23 protein-coding genes and 2 pseudogenes are annotated in these 18329 nt (G+C 35.3%); 15 read left to right on the forward strand and 10 right to left on the reverse strand.

All coding sequences use genetic code 11. The annotated features are described in order from the left end of the window. The 10 genes and pseudogenes from CCC20_RS08450 to CCC20_RS08495 all read left to right on the forward strand — a co-directional run. Positions 1-597, forward strand: coding sequence for a response regulator transcription factor (locus CCC20_RS08450; protein ID WP_003063639.1), 597 nt, complete (start codon positions 1-3; stop codon positions 595-597). A gap of 357 nt (positions 598-954) precedes the next feature. Beyond that, positions 955-1170 carry a hypothetical protein gene (locus CCC20_RS11500; protein WP_003063640.1) on the forward strand — a complete coding sequence of 72 codons (216 nt, stop codon included), beginning with the start codon at positions 955-957 and terminating at the stop codon, positions 1168-1170. Between the two features lie 444 nt (positions 1171-1614). Then, the gene (locus CCC20_RS08460) at positions 1615-2133 is read left to right on the forward strand and encodes a zinc-binding dehydrogenase (protein WP_081048612.1); all 519 of its coding nucleotides are present in this window, start codon (positions 1615-1617) and stop codon (positions 2131-2133) included. A gap of 134 nt (positions 2134-2267) precedes the next feature. After that, complete coding sequence (locus CCC20_RS08465) at positions 2268-2585, forward strand: hypothetical protein (protein WP_181964808.1); 318 nt, start codon at positions 2268-2270, stop codon at positions 2583-2585. A 75-nt stretch (positions 2586-2660) separates the two neighbouring features. Further along, positions 2661-3038: a GntR family transcriptional regulator gene (locus CCC20_RS08470; RefSeq protein WP_003063646.1), complete on the forward strand. Its 378-nt coding sequence runs from the start codon at positions 2661-2663 to the stop codon at positions 3036-3038. Between the two features lies 1 nt (position 3039). Further along, positions 3040-3903, forward strand: a complete 864-nt coding sequence (locus CCC20_RS08475) for an ABC transporter ATP-binding protein (RefSeq protein ID WP_058692772.1) — start codon at positions 3040-3042, stop codon at positions 3901-3903. Beyond that, positions 3903-4559 carry an ABC-2 transporter permease gene (locus CCC20_RS08480; protein ID WP_058692773.1) on the forward strand — a complete coding sequence of 219 codons (657 nt, stop codon included), beginning with the start codon at positions 3903-3905 and terminating at the stop codon, positions 4557-4559. The genes CCC20_RS08475 and CCC20_RS08480 overlap by 1 nt, the downstream gene beginning before the upstream one ends. A 1082-nt stretch (positions 4560-5641) precedes the next feature. After that, complete coding sequence (locus CCC20_RS08485; protein ID WP_003063651.1) at positions 5642-6805, forward strand: DUF998 domain-containing protein; 1164 nt, start codon at positions 5642-5644, stop codon at positions 6803-6805. Positions 6806-7266: 461 nt separating this feature from the next. After that, positions 7267-7410, forward strand: coding sequence for a hypothetical protein (locus CCC20_RS11505; protein WP_371267560.1), 144 nt, complete (start codon positions 7267-7269; stop codon positions 7408-7410). Between the two features lie 157 nt (positions 7411-7567). After that, positions 7568-8074: pseudogene (locus tag CCC20_RS08495) on the forward strand (chorismate-binding protein); the annotation flags it as partial. A gap of 99 nt (positions 8075-8173) precedes the next feature. On the opposite strand, the gene CCC20_RS08500 reads toward CCC20_RS08495, so the two are convergent. The 8 genes from CCC20_RS08500 to CCC20_RS08540 form a co-directional block, all read right to left on the reverse strand. Further along, positions 8174-8365 carry a PspC domain-containing protein gene (locus tag CCC20_RS08500; RefSeq protein ID WP_043910115.1) on the reverse strand — a complete coding sequence of 64 codons (192 nt, stop codon included), beginning with the start codon at positions 8363-8365 and terminating at the stop codon, positions 8174-8176. Further along, positions 8358-9107, reverse strand: a complete 750-nt coding sequence (locus CCC20_RS08505) for an ABC transporter permease (RefSeq protein WP_058692774.1) — start codon at positions 9105-9107, stop codon at positions 8358-8360. The genes CCC20_RS08500 and CCC20_RS08505 overlap by 8 nt, the downstream gene beginning before the upstream one ends. A 9-nt stretch (positions 9108-9116) precedes the next feature. Continuing rightward, a complete protein-coding gene (locus tag CCC20_RS08510; protein ID WP_270619628.1) occupies positions 9117-9860 on the reverse strand; it encodes an ABC transporter permease in 744 nt (247 codons plus the stop codon). Then, positions 9844-10767, reverse strand: a complete 924-nt coding sequence (locus CCC20_RS08515; protein WP_002347243.1) for an ABC transporter ATP-binding protein — start codon at positions 10765-10767, stop codon at positions 9844-9846. Before CCC20_RS08515 ends, CCC20_RS08510 begins: the two co-directional genes overlap by 17 nt. 151 nt (positions 10768-10918) lie before the next feature. After that, the gene (locus tag CCC20_RS08520; protein WP_058692776.1) at positions 10919-11836 is read right to left on the reverse strand and encodes a sensor histidine kinase; all 918 of its coding nucleotides are present in this window, start codon (positions 11834-11836) and stop codon (positions 10919-10921) included. Positions 11837-11838: 2 nt separating this feature from the next. After that, a complete protein-coding gene (locus CCC20_RS08525; RefSeq protein WP_003063663.1) occupies positions 11839-12537 on the reverse strand; it encodes a response regulator transcription factor in 699 nt (232 codons plus the stop codon). A 301-nt stretch (positions 12538-12838) separates the two neighbouring features. Further along, on the reverse strand, positions 12839-13039 hold the full coding sequence (locus CCC20_RS08535; RefSeq protein WP_003063668.1) for a helix-turn-helix transcriptional regulator: 201 nt from the start codon (positions 13037-13039) through the stop codon (positions 12839-12841). A 130-nt stretch (positions 13040-13169) separates the two neighbouring features. After that, on the reverse strand, positions 13170-13451 hold the full coding sequence (locus CCC20_RS08540; protein ID WP_003063669.1) for a conjugal transfer protein: 282 nt from the start codon (positions 13449-13451) through the stop codon (positions 13170-13172). Positions 13452-13456: 5 nt separating this feature from the next. Between CCC20_RS08540 and CCC20_RS08545 the strand changes: the two are divergent. Then, a pseudogene (locus tag CCC20_RS08545) lies at positions 13457-13726 on the forward strand (MATE family efflux transporter); the annotation flags it as partial. 132 nt (positions 13727-13858) lie between these two features. Here CCC20_RS08545 and CCC20_RS08550 read toward each other — a convergent pair. Further along, positions 13859-15199 carry an Nramp family divalent metal transporter gene (locus CCC20_RS08550; RefSeq protein WP_003063674.1) on the reverse strand — a complete coding sequence of 447 codons (1341 nt, stop codon included), beginning with the start codon at positions 15197-15199 and terminating at the stop codon, positions 13859-13861. An 82-nt stretch (positions 15200-15281) separates the two neighbouring features. Further along, positions 15282-15932 carry a prepilin peptidase gene (locus CCC20_RS08555; protein WP_058692777.1) on the reverse strand — a complete coding sequence of 217 codons (651 nt, stop codon included), beginning with the start codon at positions 15930-15932 and terminating at the stop codon, positions 15282-15284. Between the two features lie 129 nt (positions 15933-16061). Between CCC20_RS08555 and CCC20_RS08560 the strand changes: the two genes are divergently transcribed. The 4 genes from CCC20_RS08560 (at position 16062) to CCC20_RS08575 (ending at position 18324) form a co-directional block, all read left to right on the forward strand. Continuing rightward, positions 16062-16592: a Dps family protein gene (locus CCC20_RS08560; RefSeq protein WP_013851567.1), complete on the forward strand. Its 531-nt coding sequence runs from the start codon at positions 16062-16064 to the stop codon at positions 16590-16592. A 170-nt stretch (positions 16593-16762) separates the two neighbouring features. Beyond that, positions 16763-16972 carry a YqgQ family protein gene (locus tag CCC20_RS08565; protein WP_012961615.1) on the forward strand — a complete coding sequence of 70 codons (210 nt, stop codon included), beginning with the start codon at positions 16763-16765 and terminating at the stop codon, positions 16970-16972. Next, positions 16965-17933 (forward strand): ROK family glucokinase, encoded by a 969-nt coding sequence (locus CCC20_RS08570; protein ID WP_003063681.1) that lies wholly within the window; start codon positions 16965-16967, stop codon positions 17931-17933. Before CCC20_RS08565 ends, CCC20_RS08570 begins: the two co-directional genes overlap by 8 nt. Positions 17934-17943: 10 nt before the next feature. After that, the gene (locus CCC20_RS08575; RefSeq protein ID WP_003063685.1) at positions 17944-18324 is read left to right on the forward strand and encodes a rhodanese-like domain-containing protein; all 381 of its coding nucleotides are present in this window, start codon (positions 17944-17946) and stop codon (positions 18322-18324) included. Positions 18325-18329: the final 5 nt, after the last annotated feature.

Raw genomic sequence — 18329 nt, forward strand, 5'->3', positions numbered from 1 at the left:
ATGAAATTGTTAGTTGCCGAGGACCAATCCATGTTGCGAGACGCGCTGTGCCAATTGCTTCTTATGGAAGATGATGTCGATGAGATTTTGCAAGCAGGAGATGGCGCGCAAGCTATTGGCATATTGCAAGTGGAAAATGTTGATGTGGCTATCCTTGATGTGGAAATGCCGAAAAAATCTGGTCTGGATGTTTTGGAATGGATTCGAAAACACAAGGAAATGAAAGTGATTATTGTGACCACGTTTAAGCGCGTGGGCTATTTTGAACGAGCCGTTAAGGCAGGTGTTGACGCTTATGTCCTAAAAGATCGCTCAACATCAGAACTCATGACGACCATTCACACGGTGCTTGCAGGGAAAAAGGAATACTCACCAGAGCTCATGGAAACCATGATGACCCAAGATAACCCACTTAGCCAACAAGAAAAACGCATATTACAATTAATATCACTTGGCAAAACAAACCAAGAAATCGCTGATACCCTTTACCTCTCAAACGGAACTGTCCGAAATTACATCTCATCTATCCTTAACAAATTATCCGCCAACAACCGCGTAGAAGCCGCAAGAATCGCCGAAGAACACGGATGGGTGTAAGGGGAAATTTTTTTCTAGCTGAAAGCAACTGCTTGGCAATGTAATATTTGTTAATAAAAACGCATTCTTAAAAAAGTTGACACCGTGTGTACTTTTTGTTTCTGAGATGAGGTGTTAGAAAATTCATCTCAAATTATATATGTCTTTTTGACTATCTTTTTATATCCTCTTAAATGTCCGAAAAGCTTTATTTTATAGGATATACGGACATTTTTACTTGAACTGTCATCGGGAGAATGGAAATATCTCAATCAGGCTGAAAAAGAAGTCTGTCAGTTTTTAAGAACAGAGGAACGTCTAAATACAGAATTGAAGCGCTGACACTATGATAACTTCTTTGACAGCGAGAAAGAATGGTTGGAATATGAGTTAGAAAAGTTACGAGAATATATTACAGACGATATTAACGAGAAAAGTATTGTAGTGTCCGACCTTTACCCAATCAAAGAATTTATCCAACATTTGAAGTTTCAAAAACTGTTAGACTGCTATGATGATTTATACAGTATGGATATGTTTTGGGAAAGCATAGAAGGACATAAATATAGGACACCTTATCAAGTCGTGAAATGATGAATCCGAACTCGAAAGAGGATATGGAACTGTTATCGAAATTACCGTGGGTAACGGGTAAATTTGATGATAATGACGAGTAACCTTTTTCCTTTTGCATGGAAGATACAGCAAACAAAAAGCCCAGTAAAGAGTGCAAAGCACCACCAATGGTGGCAAGCTCTTGACAAGGCTTTTTCTTTTCTGTTATGGGTAATCAAGAGGAAGAAAAGAATAAAATCCGATTTGTGGTAAATCAGACAAAAGTAACACAAGTATCGTAATACGAACAGATGTTACATAAGGATAGCAATTGGGAGATTGTCAATTGAAATAATATCTTCTGCTTATCTTTTATGCCTACAACTATTTCTCCATTAGAAGCTGCTTCTATCCCATGTGCTGGAGATACTGCTTTAGTAGCTTTGATATAAAGGCAAACTTAAATCGGGCGAAAGAGTTTTAATAAGGGGAGCAGGCGGTGTTGGTTTTTTTGCTGTGCAAATTGCAAAATCTATAGGAGCTCATGTTACTGTACTGGGTTCAAAAACAGTAACAGAACAAATAAAAAACTATGGTGCAGATGAAGTTTTTGATTATCATAAAACTTCTTTAGAAGATTTAGGGAAATTTGATTTGATTTTTGATTCTGTGGGAACAAACCATAATATACTAAGAAAACATCTTACCCCAAATGGACGTTTACTTACAATCGCTTTTCAACCTCATGAATTAGTAAAACTTATTTTTTCTGTACGTTTTGGGAAACATAGAATTCGTTTAGTTATCGCTTTTCCTAATCGTGAAAATCTTACACATCTTGCACGATTAGTAGATAACGGAGATATTGTTACCAACATTGATTCTGTTTATCCGATTGACGAAATTGTCAAGGCACATAAACGGGCTGAACAACGTGGTATATTAGGAAAAATTGTAGTAGATATAGCAGGACAAGGGAATTTGAAATCTAACAAAAAATAGCGTTATAAGATAAAAAGTAATATTACAGTATTTAAAGCTCGCACAAACAATATGTTTTGTGTGGGCTTTTTTCTTGCTATCTTTTCAGTATTTCCGTTTATATATTTCAGCATTGTCAGAAAGGTGGTCAGATTATGAGGACATCTTCTTTCGAGCACATCGTCAAATTACAGTTTAATTCCTTAATGCTGATTATCATTAAGAACAAATTAAAAAGCCGGTACAGACAGCTTGCAAGACGTTCTAAACGTGAAGTATTGTTTTGTGAAATAACCGAAACAAAACAAGTTGAACGTGGAATGAATGATACCTATTTTTATGATTGTGTATCATTTAAAGTCCTGCACTTTACGATTTATGTATCTGATGAAACACTCGGTACAGCTTTACATAGACTGTCAGAAAAACAGCATATGAAAATTATCTGGAATTTTAGTAATACCAGAGAATAAACTTCACTTGACAAAATGTTAAAATTGTTTAAAATGTACTTATACACCAAGTACATTTTGATTTGAGGTGAGAATATGGAAATTATTATCAGTAATAATGCTAACAAGCCCATATATGAACAGATAACATTCCAAATTAAAGCAATGATTATGAGTGAAGAACTGAAAGCAGGGGATAATCTTCCTTCCATGAGAGCTTTGGCAAAATCACTTCATGTGAGTGTTATCACAGTGCAAAAGGCTTATGAAGACTTACAGCGTGACGGTTTTATTGAAACCACAATAGGAAGGGGAAGTTTTGTATCTGCTCAAAATAAAGAATTTTATCAAGAAGAGCAGCAACGTATTGCAGAAGAACATTTACAAATTGCCGCAGAAATAGGGCGTACAAACAACATTTCACTTTCTAAACTACAAGAACTACTTACACTTTTTTATACGGAGGACGAATAATATGGATTATGCTTTAAAATTACAAAAAGTATGTAAGCAATATAATGGTTCAGACTTTGCTTTAGATAAAGTTACATTTGCCTTACCAGTTGGTACAGTTATGGGCTTTGTAGGGGAAAACGGTGCGGGGAAAACAACAACAATCGGCTGCATTCTGAATACGCTCAAAAAAGATAAGGGGTCGATAGAGATTTTCGGAAAAGAAATGCAAGATGATGATACACATATACGGGAAAAAATAGGTGTCGTGTATGATGGCGATAATTTTCCTGATTATCTGTCAGCAAAACAACTCTCAAATATTATGGCAGGTATTTATAAACAATGGGATATGGCCTTGTTTAATGAATATTTAGAAAAATTCTCTTTAAAAAGTAACCAAAAAATTTTAAAATATTCTAAGGGTATGACAATGAAACTGGCAATTGCTGTTGCATTATCCCACCACCCCGACTTGCTTATTCTTGACGAAGCAACGAGTGGATTAGACCCTGTAATGCGTGAAGAAATGTTAGACATTTTTTTGGACTTTGTAGAAAATGAAAAGCATTCAATACTTTTATCTTCTCACATTACCAGCGACTTAGAACGAATAGCTGATTATATTACTTTTATCCACAAGGGCAAGATTATTCTAACAGAGACAAAAGATAATCTGATTTATCGTTATGCAATTTTAAGATGTTCTGACAAGAATTTTTCATCTTTGGATAAGGAAGATATAGTGGCTTACCGTAGAAGAGATTATCAGATAGATGTTTTAGTTTCTGATATTGAAGAGGCCAGAAGAAAATATCCTAAAATTATTATTGACCATACAACGATTGATGAAATCATGTTGCTATTAGTAAAGGGGGGAAAGTGATGAAAGGACTTTTAAAAAATAATTTTATGGGATTAACGGAAAATATAAAAGTTTTATTTCCGCTTTTGATTATCTTAGGTAGTATTGTTTCAGTTACAGGTGATGCTTCTTTGTTAAGTATTTATTCTCTATCTGTTACCCCGATACTGTCAATATTAGCCGTGTTATGTTTAAGGAAAGAAACTTTATCGAAATGGTATAAATACAAGATTTCATTGCCAGTAAAACGGAATAAGATTGTTCAAAGTTACTATATTAGTCATTTGTCTTGGTGTATAGGAGGTATGGCAATCGTAACAGTCTTTATGCTTCTTACTGTTATTATTCACGGCAATCAATATTTTTATTATGGCTTTCGAGATGCGATTACACTTATTTTGGGCGGTGGTATTTTAGCACTTTTTGTCGGATCTATTTTTTATCCACTTTATTATTTTTTAGGCGTGGAAAAAATTGAAATTACAGCAATCATAAGTTTGGTTATTTCCGTTGCTATTATCGTTGGAATAAGCCTGCTCATAAATATATGGCTTCATGGAGATGTATCTGATACAACGTACTATATAAGTTTAATAGTGATTTTAATTATTACCTGTCTTAGTTTTGTATGTTCCTATTTATTATCAGCATTTCTTTATAAGAAAAAAGAGTTTTAGTTTTCCCATAAAGAACTAAGGTGATTGATAGAGCTCAAATTCTAACATTAAGTTAGACATAAAAAGCCATCTATGTTAGGATCAGAAAAACCACCACATTTGTCTGAAAGAAATGGCATAGATGACCTATCCTCATTTTACCGCAAATGAGTTTGTTATGGTGGTAGAATTGCTAGTGGTATGCTAGCTTTTCATACGTTCTCTCGTATTTGATAATATAAGTGACTTTACTAATGTAGAGGTATTTGGAAAAATTCAAGTTGAATCGAAATCAGTTAAAAGTTCTTGCAACTATTTTATTGTCTTTGATAATATTTATCTTCGTTTTGCTGGTTTGCCAAGTATTATTCATTTATTAACTCGATTTGTTGCTCTTTTACTTTGGCTGAGGGATTTTTTCGTACCTACTCTCGAAAAGAATATTACAAAAGGTTGTGGATAGCTTGATGTAGATTTGTGACTTATTTCACTGGCTTTATTGAAAGAAAAAGAGATTTCTGAAGTACCTTTTTGACCTTAGCGATGTCATTCAGCGTGATATACCTGACTGATACAGTTAAGAAAGCCAAAGGAAATTAAAAAAACTTTGCTAAATGTGGTGGGCGGTAGCACTTGCTGTTGGGGGCATGGTAATAAGTGAAGATGATTTACCCATTATTCCATTTGTTTTTATCACCAAAAGGCAAAACAAGCGGTGATCTATTTCTTTACGCTTTATGGTGGCTTGAGTTTAGTCATAAAATAAGGCTTTGAATTGTTTTGTGTGAATTCGGACCGGATGAGATTTTTAGTGATTTCTGTTATGCACCTCTATAATGGAATGGTGAAAAAGGGCAATCAAGACTTTATCAAAAGTGTTTTTTCTATTTTTTTATTCTTTGCATTTATGGATTTTAGCTATGATAAGTGTTGTTATAAAGTGAAATTATTTTAGAGGAGGTTGAGGCAAAAATGCGCAGCCTCTTTGTTTATGTCACTCAAACCAATTATCGTGGAAGGCATCAATAAAAGATATTTTCTTTGGTCTGGAGAATAAAAAATAAGTTGTTTTGAAAAAACATGTTAGATGATATAATGATGATATGAATAAAGAAAGATTACATATTGTTTTAAACAAAGACATTATTGACCAGTTGAATCTTGCTAGTGGACAGGAGCTGGAAGCCGAGTTATACGCTGATAAATTAGTGTTGCAAAGGGAAGAAGAGCCTGAACGGCGTACCCTTTCGAGTTGGGTATTAATTATTGCGACTGTTTTGTTGAGCGTGATCTTTTTTGCCATTAGTTCTATGCAAAATAGGAACCAGATTTTATTGGTTGGCGATTACTCAATTATCACCTTTTTGATTGGCTTCGGTGGGGTGCTTGGAATGGCGATTTTCACCATTACCTTCATTCTTAACCGTCATCTGTTTCTGGGTGGGCTGAAAGCGCGTGTTTTCTGGCGCATGCTTCCTGTCATTATCCTGTCCTTTACGGTTATTTTGTTGCTAGCTTTACTAGGCTTTGGCTGGCTGCTGGAGCAAATTTTTACAGGAGCGTCTTTTGATAAACTAACAGCTACCTTGATTTTAGGTGTTTCGATTTATGCTGTAAGTGCGCTTTGGGGGCAAATAGCAGAGCAGATTAGAGCGAGTTGGTTGACGACAGTATTTACGGTTATTATGATTAGTGGTGTCTTTATCTCCATGGCAACCAATAGCTCATTGCAATGGTGGCACTTTAATCTTAGCTTTTTAGGAACAAAAGAAGCTAAAGACAGTTGGCAATTCAATTTGACCTTAATATTGTCGGCGTTGATTTTAGTTGCCTTAGTTGATTACCTATTTGTTGCTCTCGGTGAAAAATATGGCAGAAATTGGAAATTACGACTGATGCGCGTGATGCTAACTGTGCTAGGGGTTGATTTGGGTGCTGTTGGCTATTTTCCAAATAATGCCAGCTCACATCTTTTGCATACTCGTGTGGCTGGTTACTTGGTTTTTATTATCATTGCCTTGATTATCAGTGTCAAATGGCTTTTGCCAAATGTGACCCGAGATTTTCTGGTAATGTCTTATGTGATTGGCGGCATGTTGGTTGGGCTACAAGTAGCTTTTGAAGTTGTTCATTATTTGTCCTTAACAGCATTTGAAATGAGTGCTTTCTTGTTAGCATTTACGTGGTTGATTAGGCTCATCAATCATTTAGAACGCCTACTTGTCCCAGAAAAGAAAATCATGACTGTTACGCTTGAATCATTTTAATCTTTTTAACATTATCTCTAAGCTTTTAGTCTGAAAATACGGATGACTAGTGGCTTGGAGATATTTTTTTCACATTAAAGCTCTTTTAGTGGCAAAAAACATGCATTTTAGTGAGAAATGTTGTATTTTTTGGTAAAAATTCAGAAAATTCTTGATAATAAAAAACGGTGGGTATAATGTTAATCAATCAGAAAGTAACAAGGAGTTGTTTACAGGGAGCTCGTGGTTGCTGTGAACGGGTAGCAGGTGGTTGTGAAATTGGGGCTGATGGTATATTGTTGAAGATAATAAATAGTGTTCAGGTGAGCCCCCCTTATCGTGCAGCTCCTTGCTAGAGGAGATAGAGATGACGGAGTATGATCTTTCCGTTAAATTGAGGTGGTACCGCGCTAATAGATTAGACGTCCTCACACAGAAGTTTTTTCTGTGTGAGTTTTTTGTTTAAAAATGGAGGAGAAGTAATGAGAGATTTAGCAGCAGCTCGTCAAGAAATAGATGAGATAGACGAGCACTTAATCACATGTTTAGCTAAACGACAGCGTTTGCTTGAGGAAGCAGAGATCTTAAACCCTAAAAATGACCTTCAAGCGGTAAATGCACAATAACGTGTTGAAGAAGTCATTAGAAATTGTTGCGAGCGTGCATGATCAGCCGATTTATCTCCTCGCGTTGCAGAAGCTATCTGGCGAACGATGATTGGAGCGTTTATAGCGTTAGAGACAGAAGTAAATAGTCAGTCAAGAAAATAGAAAAGAGTTTTTTATGCGAAAAATTTTAACTGCTGATACTTTAACCCCTATTCTTGCTTATATGCGAGTTCAAGGTGAGCATAAGGTTATTCTTGAATCAATTCCACGAGAAAAAGAAAATGCGCGTTTTTCAATCGTGGCTTACAATCCCGTTTTTGAAATCAAATATGAAGATGGCGAGTTAACCGAAAATGGTCAAGTCATTACTGGTGACCCACTTGATTATCTTAATCACGTAACGGTCAAAGGAGAAGCTACTGATCTGCCTTTTGGTGGCGGTGCGATTGGCTTTGTCGGTTATGACATGATTAGCCTTTATGAAAATATCGGAGACATTCCTGAAGATACTATTGGAACGCCAGATATGCATTTCTTTGTTTACGAGTCTTATTTGATTTTTGACCATAAGACAGAAAAAGTTTACGTGGTTGAAGATAATATTTACAGTCATCGTGACAATGATGCGACACGTCAAGCGCTTGGTAAGGTCGTTAAAGATTTGCAAACACAAGCGCCAAACTTTTTATAGATTATGTCTTGTGTTTCCATGATAATTGCTCCTTGTAAAATAATGTGAAATTTAAATTTTAATGAAACACTCTTAATATATATTGCAAATTTAACGTATTTTAACCTCCTTAGGTATAACAATCATAAGAATGATATATGCAATAATGATTTTTGGAAAAATAAAAACCGTTACAGTAAATAGTAATCTTACTATTTTAGCGTCTACATTAAAACACTTTGCTAAACCACCACAAACCCCAAAAAAGATTTTCCCTTTTCTTATTCTACATAGTTTATTCATTAGCCGTTTTCCTTTGTCTATGGTTTAAATTTTTTAATAAGATAGCTGAGATACAACCGCATAAAATCAATATTCCCAAACTACAAAAATAATCCTGAATAGTTGTTTCGTAATACCCCGAAATACCAAATATTGCTGTGATAGGGTAAAAAGTTTTCAGGGTATTCGACATACTCATAAATAATCCAGCAAATGAATAGATTTCTGCTAAAAGTAGAGCCAACCAATAACTTTTCTTTAGATATGGCACGATTGCAATAATAGGGGAAACGGCAAAAAATACACCAATGCCTTCTAATAAGTACATTTTTAAAAATTCACTAAACATTGCCATAGATAAATCAGAGAAATGCAAAATAGCTTCTGTTACAAATGTAATCATAAAAAGTAACAAATACACCAGCATACTGAATACCAATGCAACAATCATTTTTGCAGTTGTCAATTTTGTTTCATTTACTGGAATCAAACGTAAAGATTTTAATGTATCGTCTTGTTCCTCACGACAAATCATATAACTCCCCAAAAGAGCAATTACGGCTGGAAGAACGAACATAGTCGCCCAGACTTGTGTAATTGTCATATACCAGCCAGCCATAGCTGTTGTTAACTGTTCTTCAGATACTGTTGTCACCCCGCTTATCAAAACAATTACAGCGATTAAGATTGTTGAAAAGATAGTAAACATAATAATATTGGAACGGCGGAGTTTTTGAAATTCTGCCCATAAAAGTATTCTCATTTTTCCACCTTACTTTCTCGTACTTAATTTGATTTTAGCAAGTAAAGTAGAAGCAATTCCCCATACACAAATGCTTAAAAGTGCTAATGGCACATTATTTTGTGGAAGTGACAATCCTAAAATTGCTTCATTTCTTGCAATAATAACGCTGATACAAGACAGTGGGTGTAGACAAGAATTTATCGGTGTGATTAAAAATCCAGCAAATACATAAATCAATGTAATGCAAAGAGGGAAAATATATCCTTTTTGTGAAGAAGATATTGCTAAAATGGGTAGTATTGCAAATGATGTCAAAACAGCAATTTCCAGACACCTTTCCAACAAAAACAAAACACTGCTCCATTCAAATACTACATAGTTCGGAATGACACTAAACAGTACAGAAGCAAATGCTGTAATAAGCATAAAACAAACGGAATAAATCAATACAACGAAAAATTTACTGAAAAAATATCCCATTTTACTTACTGGCACAATCCAAAGTTGTTTTAGCATATCATACCTATTTTCATCATGCATAAGCATTGTGCTAAATAAGCCTAATATAAATGGCAGTATAATGAATAATGTACATCCAAATGCAGACCACTTATAAAATAGTCTAGGATCAATATTTGTCTGTCCCAAATAACCAAAATATAAAAATGCAAAGAATGGCATGACAAAAGCAGATAGTAACATCAACCAAATAAGTTCTTTACGACGCAATTTACAAAATTCAAGTTTAACCAGCTTAAGCAATACCCTCACCCCCTGTAATCTTTTTGAAATAATCTTCTAAGGTATCATTACAAAGTCCAGAACTGATAACTGTTATATCTTCCATAACAAGAGCTTTATTAACTTCTCCCATATTCAATGTCGTGTCATAAATTTGCACCGTCTGTTCATCTTGAACTGAATAATCTTTCACATGAAATTGACGTTCTAATATCAGTATTGTTTTTGGAATGTCCGAAACTTGCAACGAAATATATTTCCTATTTCGCTTTTCTAACTCACTCATACTGCTTTCTTCTAAGAGAACACCTTTATCAATAATTCCTATGTCATCTGCAAGTACTGCTATTTCAGAAAGAATATGAGAAGAAATTAAAATTGTTTTTCCGTGTTCTACACTGAGCTTCTTTATGAAATCACGTACTTCTGCAATCCCAATAGGGTCAAGCCCATTTGTTGGCTCGTCCAAAATTAACAATTCAGGGTCATGTAATATCGCATTTGCAATACCTAAACGTTGTTTCATACCAAGAGAGTATTTTGCAAATGTCTTTTTGTCTTTATAGGGCAGACCTACAACTTCTAATGCGTGTTTAACAGCATTAGGCGAAGCTGTTCCTCGTAACTTAGCAAAGATTTCTAAATTTTCTGTTCCAGTCAAATTGGGATAAAACCCCGGTGTTTCTATAATTGCACCAATTCGGGAATATATCCTTTTCTCATTTCCGTCTATATTTTTTCCAAAAACTTCTACATTTCCAGAAGTAGTTGTTGTCAATCCTAATATCATTTTCATTATGGTTGTTTTCCCAGCTCCGTTACGTCCCAGCAAGCCATAAATCCTACCTTTCTTTACATTAAGATTAACCTTATTTACTACGGTTTGTTTTCCGTACTTTTTGGTTAATTGCTTTGTCTTTATCACAGTATCACTCATACAAATTTCCTCACTTTCTATTTACTGTTCTATCTAAGTGGCAATTTATTAGAATTACCACTTACACCTAAATTATAGTATATGAACCTTGCCAAAACCTTGCCGTAACCTTGTTTTTATCTTGCTTTCACAAAAAGAAAGCTCTGCATTTTTACAGAGCTTTTGGAAATGATAGGATAAATTCTGTTCCATGATTTAGAATACTATTTGCAGTAATTGTCCCTTTATGTGCGTTGACAAGTTCCTTTGTAATTGCCAATCCTAGACCATTTCCTTTGGTAGAGCGAGAATTATCGCATTGATACAACCTTTCAAATATATGTGGCAATTTATCAGAAGCAATTCCTTTTCCATTATCTGTTATAATAACTTTAATTCGTTGCTGATCTTTCAGAACTCGCAACATCATTTTGTTTCCCTCACTATGAACAATTATATTTTGTAAAAGATTGTTGATAATACGAGTGTATGCGTTTATATCAATTCGCACTTGATATTCTTCTTCTGGTATCTCAACCTCATATTCAAAATGACTATTTTCCAATATTAAAATCCAATCAGTCATAATATTACGAGTCAATTCATTCAAATCTAAAATTTCAAAATGAAAAATCTGCTCCCCAGAGTCTAATTTTACCCATTCAAATAAGTGTTCTACAAAATGTTTAAGATGTTGTGCCTTTTCAGACGCAACATGAATATATTCGTCTTTTTCTTTGCCGATTACAATTTGACTTTCAACCGCTTCTAAATAACCGACTAAAGAAGCAAGTGGAGTTTTCACATCATGTGAAAGGCTTGTCATTAGTCGTTTGTACGCTTGTTCCGATTGCTTTTGATGAATGAGCTGTGATTGATTATTGATTGCTATTTGATTTATATCATAACAAATCTGTTTAGTCATATCGTTTTCTTGTACTAGAATACGTCTGTTAAGGTTACCAGATTTTATGTCAACAAGCACTTCTTTGATAAAAGAAATTTGCTCGTTAATATGATAAAGTTTATAAACAAGACAAGCGATTATTACAAGTGCTAAAACAAAGGCAATAAGCAGATAAGTATTCATAATTAAGCCTCCTTGTTAAAGCGGTAGCCAACCCCTCGTATCGTCAAAATATAAAAGGGGTGTTCTGGGTCTGCTTCAATCTTTTTCCTTAATTTGCTGATGAAAGACATTATATTGTTATCATCAAAAGCATAGTCGTCTTTCCATACTTGTGTATAAATCTGCTTTTTTGTAAATATTCGTCCCTTGTTAGAAGCAAGAAATGTAAGTAAATCAAATTCCTTGCTTGTAAGTTCAACAGAAATATTATTAACTAAAACAGTACGGTTCACTTTATCAATTTTCATGCCTTTTAAAGTTATACAATCTTCTTCTGCAAATGTAGGATTTAAAGTCGTGTAACGTCGAATAAGTGAATTGACACGAGCCATAAGTTCCTTAATACTAAAAGGCTTTGTCAAATAATCGTCTGCTCCTAGACGCAGTCCAAAAACCTTATCGTCCTCACCGCTTTTTGCTGTGAGCATTAGAACGGGAATATTACTTGTTTCCCTAATTTTTTCTAAAACTTGAAACCCGTCTATATCAGGCATCATTACATCTAAAATAACAAGAGAAAATAAATTTTTATTTTCATCTATCAAACGTAAACCCTCTGTACCACCATTTGCCACCAAAGCTGACATTTCTTCTTGCTCTATACATTTTTTCATTAACGCACATAATTCTTTATCATCGTCTATAATCAAAACACTTCCCATGTTATAACTCCTCTCTGCATAGATTTTATCATAGCTTAATTTTCGTTAAAGTTTTTCAACATTAAACTTTTGTCCTTTTTGTAATTTTATAAATATATTTTTCTGGTGTAGGGCGTTTATTTCCAAAATACTTTTTGAAATTTGCCTACACTTCTGGGTCGGTACTATTCATAGCTTCATCAATCATCGCTTCAATATCAGATCGTACATCAGCCAATGAAACACCGCCAGCCTTTGCACCTGCTTTCAAGGCTTTTTTAATATCTCGTTTTTTAGTGCTAACATGGTATCACTTCTAAATTCAATCGTCTATTACTGTGAAAACTTCTTCAATCGTTACATGAAACGTCTTTGCAATATTCCAAGCCAATACGAGAGAGGGATTGTATCGTCCTTTTTCAAGATTACCAATCGTTTCTCGTCGAACACCGACTGCTTTTGCTAAGTCGTCTTGTTTCATATCATATCTTGCCCTAAATTCTTTAATTCTGTTCTTAATCATTGTCCACCTCAAAATGCGGTATATTTCCAACATTACGATAAAAATATACCGCGCAAAAGAAAATAAGTCAATAAATGAATGGTTTGATTAACCTACAATCTTCCAGTTACTATCCTTATGAAGTATCAATTCATATTGTGAAATCTGTTCTGCTTTTGTCAGGTTGTCTAAATATTTCACGGATACGTTCACTTTGATATTCTCGCTGCACCGGTTCCATCACATTTTCTCCCACATAATAGGCAAGTTCTTTCTCTGTTGCGGTTGGATATAACTTAAAGAACGTTTCTAAAAATGCGGTAGTGTCGCTAACTGTATCAGCGTCCACCTGACTGTCATTTTCTACTGCCTTGGGCTCATAGTCTGATGTTTCCATCATAGGCGCTAGGGTTGGATTTTGTACGATAATCATATCAAAATATCATACCTATGACTTTATATACAATGATGATAATGGGGGCAACTCCGTTGTATGAGTCATCAAAAATGACTTTACAAAGCTTAGATGATGAAAAATGGGTCTTAAAAATAACAAGTCTTATTAATGTTTCAAGTGTGTTGGTATTGCTAGTAATACAATTATTAGGTATTCAGACCTACTATACACTTTACTTTGTTTATGGGCTAAGCTTATTAATTCTTAGTTATAGTTTTATTAAGAGACGTCAGACTAGAGATAACTTGTAACTTAGGAGTTGGTTTTTTAGAATTTTTTAAGATTCTGTAATCCATATATTTTATACATTGTAACTTAAGTTTTGAGTAAAAAAACGAACAATCTTAGAATTCTAAGATTGTTCGTTTTTTATTTAATTTTATTTAGAACAAATCAATGATGAGTTTTAAATTGAGCAGTGTTAATACAATAGCGACGAGATAGCCGAGAATAGTGTTCCATTTGGCATTGACAAATTCTCCCATAAGTTTGCGGTTTGATGTGAAATAAACCAATGGAAAGATTGAAAATGGCAAAGCTACCGATAGAAAAACTTGTGAGTAAACAATGAGTTGGTCAAGGACGCTTTCGCGACTACCATAGAGCACAGCCACAATCATAACGGGAGCAAGAGCAGCCAAACGCGTCACCAAACGGATAATCCATTGTGGTAAATGGAGTTTCAAAAAGCCTTCCATGACAATTTGTCCAGTTAGTGTGCCTGTAATGGTTGAATTTTGCCCACTAGCAAGCAAAGCGATAGCAAATAAAGTTGATAGAGCAGCACTAGCAACACTACCTGCAATTTCAGAATTTTGAAGAGCGTCATACATTTGTGAAAATGCGTCGATTTCACTAGCATGTCCATAAAAGAGCGAAGCTCCTAGAATGAGCAATAGGGAATTAACCACAAAAGCAAGCGAGAGTTGAATATTGGAATCCCAAGTCATGAAACGCACAGCTTGTTTAATGGAATTTTGACTCTTATAATTAACTTTTCGAGTTTGTGAGATAGAAGAGTGGAGATAAAGATTATGTGGCATAACCGTCGCCCCAATAATCCCCAAAGCTAATGTCAATTTACTATTAACGCCACTTTGTTTTAAATCTAAAATCGACGCATTAGGGAGATAACCATGCAAAATTCCTGAAAGACTTGGCTTTGATAAGATGACCAAGTAAAGGAAAATAATCAAAATCGTTGCAATCAAGGTCGATACGATAGCCTCAATTTTACGGAATCCCAATTTCATCAAAGATAAGAGAATAAAGACATCTAAAATCGTGATGAAAATCGAGAATAACAAAGACCAACCAAAAAGTAAATGAAGAGCGATTCCAGAACCAATGACTTCAGCCAAATCTGTCGCCATTAATGCTAATTCAATCACAATAAAAAGTAAGTAACGGAGTTTCTTTGGCAAATGCGCAGCTGTTGCCTGAGCCAAATCCAATCTGGTCACGATACCTAATTTCCCGGCCATTTGCTGTAACTGCATCGCAATCAAAGATGAGACAAGGATAACAGACAAAAGCAGGTATTTATAAGTTGCTCCGCCGACAACGCTGGTAATCCAGTTACCAGGGTCCATATAGCCAACGGCCACCAGAGCTCCTGGTCCAATAAAAGCTCTAAGGGTACGCCAAAATGAGGCATTTTTTGGGACAGCAATACTTTGATTAACTTCACTGAGTGATTTTTGGTAATGTGTAGAAGTTTCCAAGGCACTACCTCTTTTCTAAATCTCTTATTAATGCCTATTATAGCAGAAAATTTTAAAAAATAAATCATGTTTAATTAAAAAATTAATCATGGTTAAAAATGAATGAAATCAGGTATCCTAAAAACAAAAATGGCACAAAGGGAATTCGTTTATTTGTCTGGAAAAAGTAGTAAATAATACCTGAAAGAGAGCCAAGTTCGATAATCCATAAAATGGTTTGAACGTCAAGAAGCAGACTCAAACTGGCAAGGTAGAAAAAATCACCGCTACCGATTTTCAAATCAATCAGCTCTGCCATTATCCCAAAAGCCAAAAGAATAATAGCTAGCGCATTAATCGGCGTGACAAAAAGCAAAAAAATACTTGGAAGGAGCCAAACCAACAATGGAAACTCTTGACGTTTCAAGTCATAAAGACTAAGCGTTGTGCTAAAAAACAAGATAAAAACTTGGTCGAGTGAGAGAAGTGCGCAATAGTAAAGTACGACAATGACCCCAAAATAAAGTTCTAACAGTCCATACCAGAAAGGAATTTTGGTGTGGCAAAAACGACAACGTGAATGATTTATCAGTTGAGAAAAAATAGGAATCAAATCACGAATGGCAAGTTGTTTTCCACAAGAATCACAGTGACTGGCAGGAAAAATGATTGATTTTTCAGGAAATCGATCAACGATTAAACTGAGAAAAGAAGCAATAGAAGCCCCTAGAAAAAAGAATAATAAAATGTCCATACTAGTTTATTCGAAAAATAATTAAAAAAGTGAGCATATTATTTGCTCTTTATTTAGAATTATTCTAAAATAGGATTGTAACGTAAAGGATAAGAAATCCTAAAATGTCATTTGACGAGGAGGTTTACTATGACTCAAACAATCACTGAAAACATTTACGCATCTGTAACACATAATATTTCACAAAAATCAACTGCTAAAAATGCCAAAACAAAAGCCGTTCTTAACCAAGCGGTTGCTGATTTGTCAAAAGCTGCCTCAATTGTTCACCAAGTTCATTGGTACATGCGTGGAGCAGGCTTCTATTATTTGCATCCAAAAATGGACGAATTGATGGATGGTCTTAACGCTTCATTAGACGAAATGAGCGAACGTTTGATTACAATCGGTGGTGCTCCATATTCAACATTGAAAGAATTTGATGAAAATTCTAAGTTAGATGAAACAACTGGTTCATTTGACAAAACAATGGACGAACATTTGGCACGTTTGGTTGACGTTTATACTTATTTGTCAGCACTTTACCAAGTTGGGCTTGATGTTACTGACGAAGAAGGTGACGCACCTTCTAACGATATTTTCACAGCTGCCCAAGCAGACGCTGAAAAGACAATCTGGATGCTTCAAGCCGAACGCGGACAAGCACCAGGAATCAAATAATTTTCAAAATAGATAAAAAAACGTCCAGTGGACGTTTTTTCACTCGCCTAGAAACAAGAAAGCAGGTCGCATGACCTGCTTTTAGTTTATGTTGAAAGTATATGAGAAACAGAGAAACCGATTGCATATTCTTATTGAAAATGCTTGCTTTTTTTGATAAAATGCTTCATATGAAAACATTATATGATGTGCAACAATTGTTGAAACGATTTGGTATTTATGTCTATATTGGTAAGCGTCTCTATGATATTGAAGTCATGAAACTAGAATTAGAAAAATTGTATGAAAATGGGTTGATTGACAAGACAGATTACCTGACGGCTGAATTGATTTTGCGACGTGAGCACCGTTTAGAAATGGAGAAAGAAAATAATGACTAAAAAACTTTTGGGGATTGACCTTGGTGGGACAACGATTAAATTCGGTATCCTAACACTTGAGGGAGAAGTACAAGAAAAATGGGCAATTGACACTAATATCCTTGAAGATGGTAAACACATTGTCCCTGATATTGTTGGATCAATCAAACACCGTTTGAATCTTTACGGTTTGACAAAAGATGATTTTGTAGGTATCGGTATGGGGTCTCCAGGTGCTGTTGACCGCGCTAAAAAAACAGTTACAGGTGCTTTCAACTTGAACTGGGCACACACTGAAGAAGTCGGTTCAGTTATCGAACGTGAACTTGGCATTCCATTTGCTATTGATAACGATGCAAATGTAGCTGCACTTGGTGAACGTTGGACAGGTGCTGGCGCAAACAATCCAGATGTTGTTTTTGTAACACTTGGAACTGGTGTTGGTGGCGGTGTTATCGCTGACGGTAACCTTATCCACGGTGTCGCTGGTGCTGGTGGAGAAATTGGTCACATGAATGTTGAGCCAATTGATGGATTTGAATGTACTTGTGGTAACAAGGGTTGCCTAGAAACAGTTGCTTCAGCGACAGGTGTTGTGCGTGTGGCTCGTCATTTGGCTGAAGAATATGAAGGTGATTCAAGCATCAAAGCTGCCATTGATAATGGTGATGCGGTGACAAGTAAAGACATCTTTGTCGCTGCTGAAGCGGGTGACCATTTTGCCGATTCAGTTGTTGAAAAAGTTGGTTTCTATCTTGGTCAAGCAACAGCAAATATCGCAAACATCTTAAACCCAGATTCAGTTGTTATCGGTGGTGGTGTTTCAGCTGCAGGCGAATTCTTGCGTAGTCGCGTTGAAAAATATTTTGTCAGCTACGCTTTCCCACAAGTGCGCAAAACAACAAAAATCAAAATTGCCGAACTTGGAAATGATGCTGGTATCATTGGTGCAGCAAGTCTTGCAAGTCAATTTGTAGATTAAGGGGCGCAAAATGAACTGGATTATCGTTTTAGTTATTTTAGTTGCTATCGTTGCTTGGATGGCTTGGACTTATTTTAGTCTCCGCCGTGCAGCAAAATTTATTGATAATGCTGAGTTTGAAAGCATGATTCACACAAGTCAATTGATTGATGTGCGTGAGGCTGGTGCTTTCAAAACAAAACATATCATGGGAGCTCGTAATCTTCCAGCTAGTCAAATTCAACTCTCAATGTCTGCTATTCGTAAAGATAAACCTGTTCTTTTATACGATAGTAGTAGAAGTTCAGCACTTCCACGTGTTATTAGAACACTTAAAAAAGCAGGCTACACTAACCTTTATGTTCTTAAAGACGGCTTTGACTACTGGACAGGAAAAGTTAAAGAAAGTTAATCATT

The sequence above is a fragment of the Streptococcus sp. LMAG:39 genome (genome assembly GCF_008680485.1).
Classification (GTDB): domain Bacteria; phylum Bacillota; class Bacilli; order Lactobacillales; family Streptococcaceae; genus Streptococcus; species Streptococcus pasteurianus.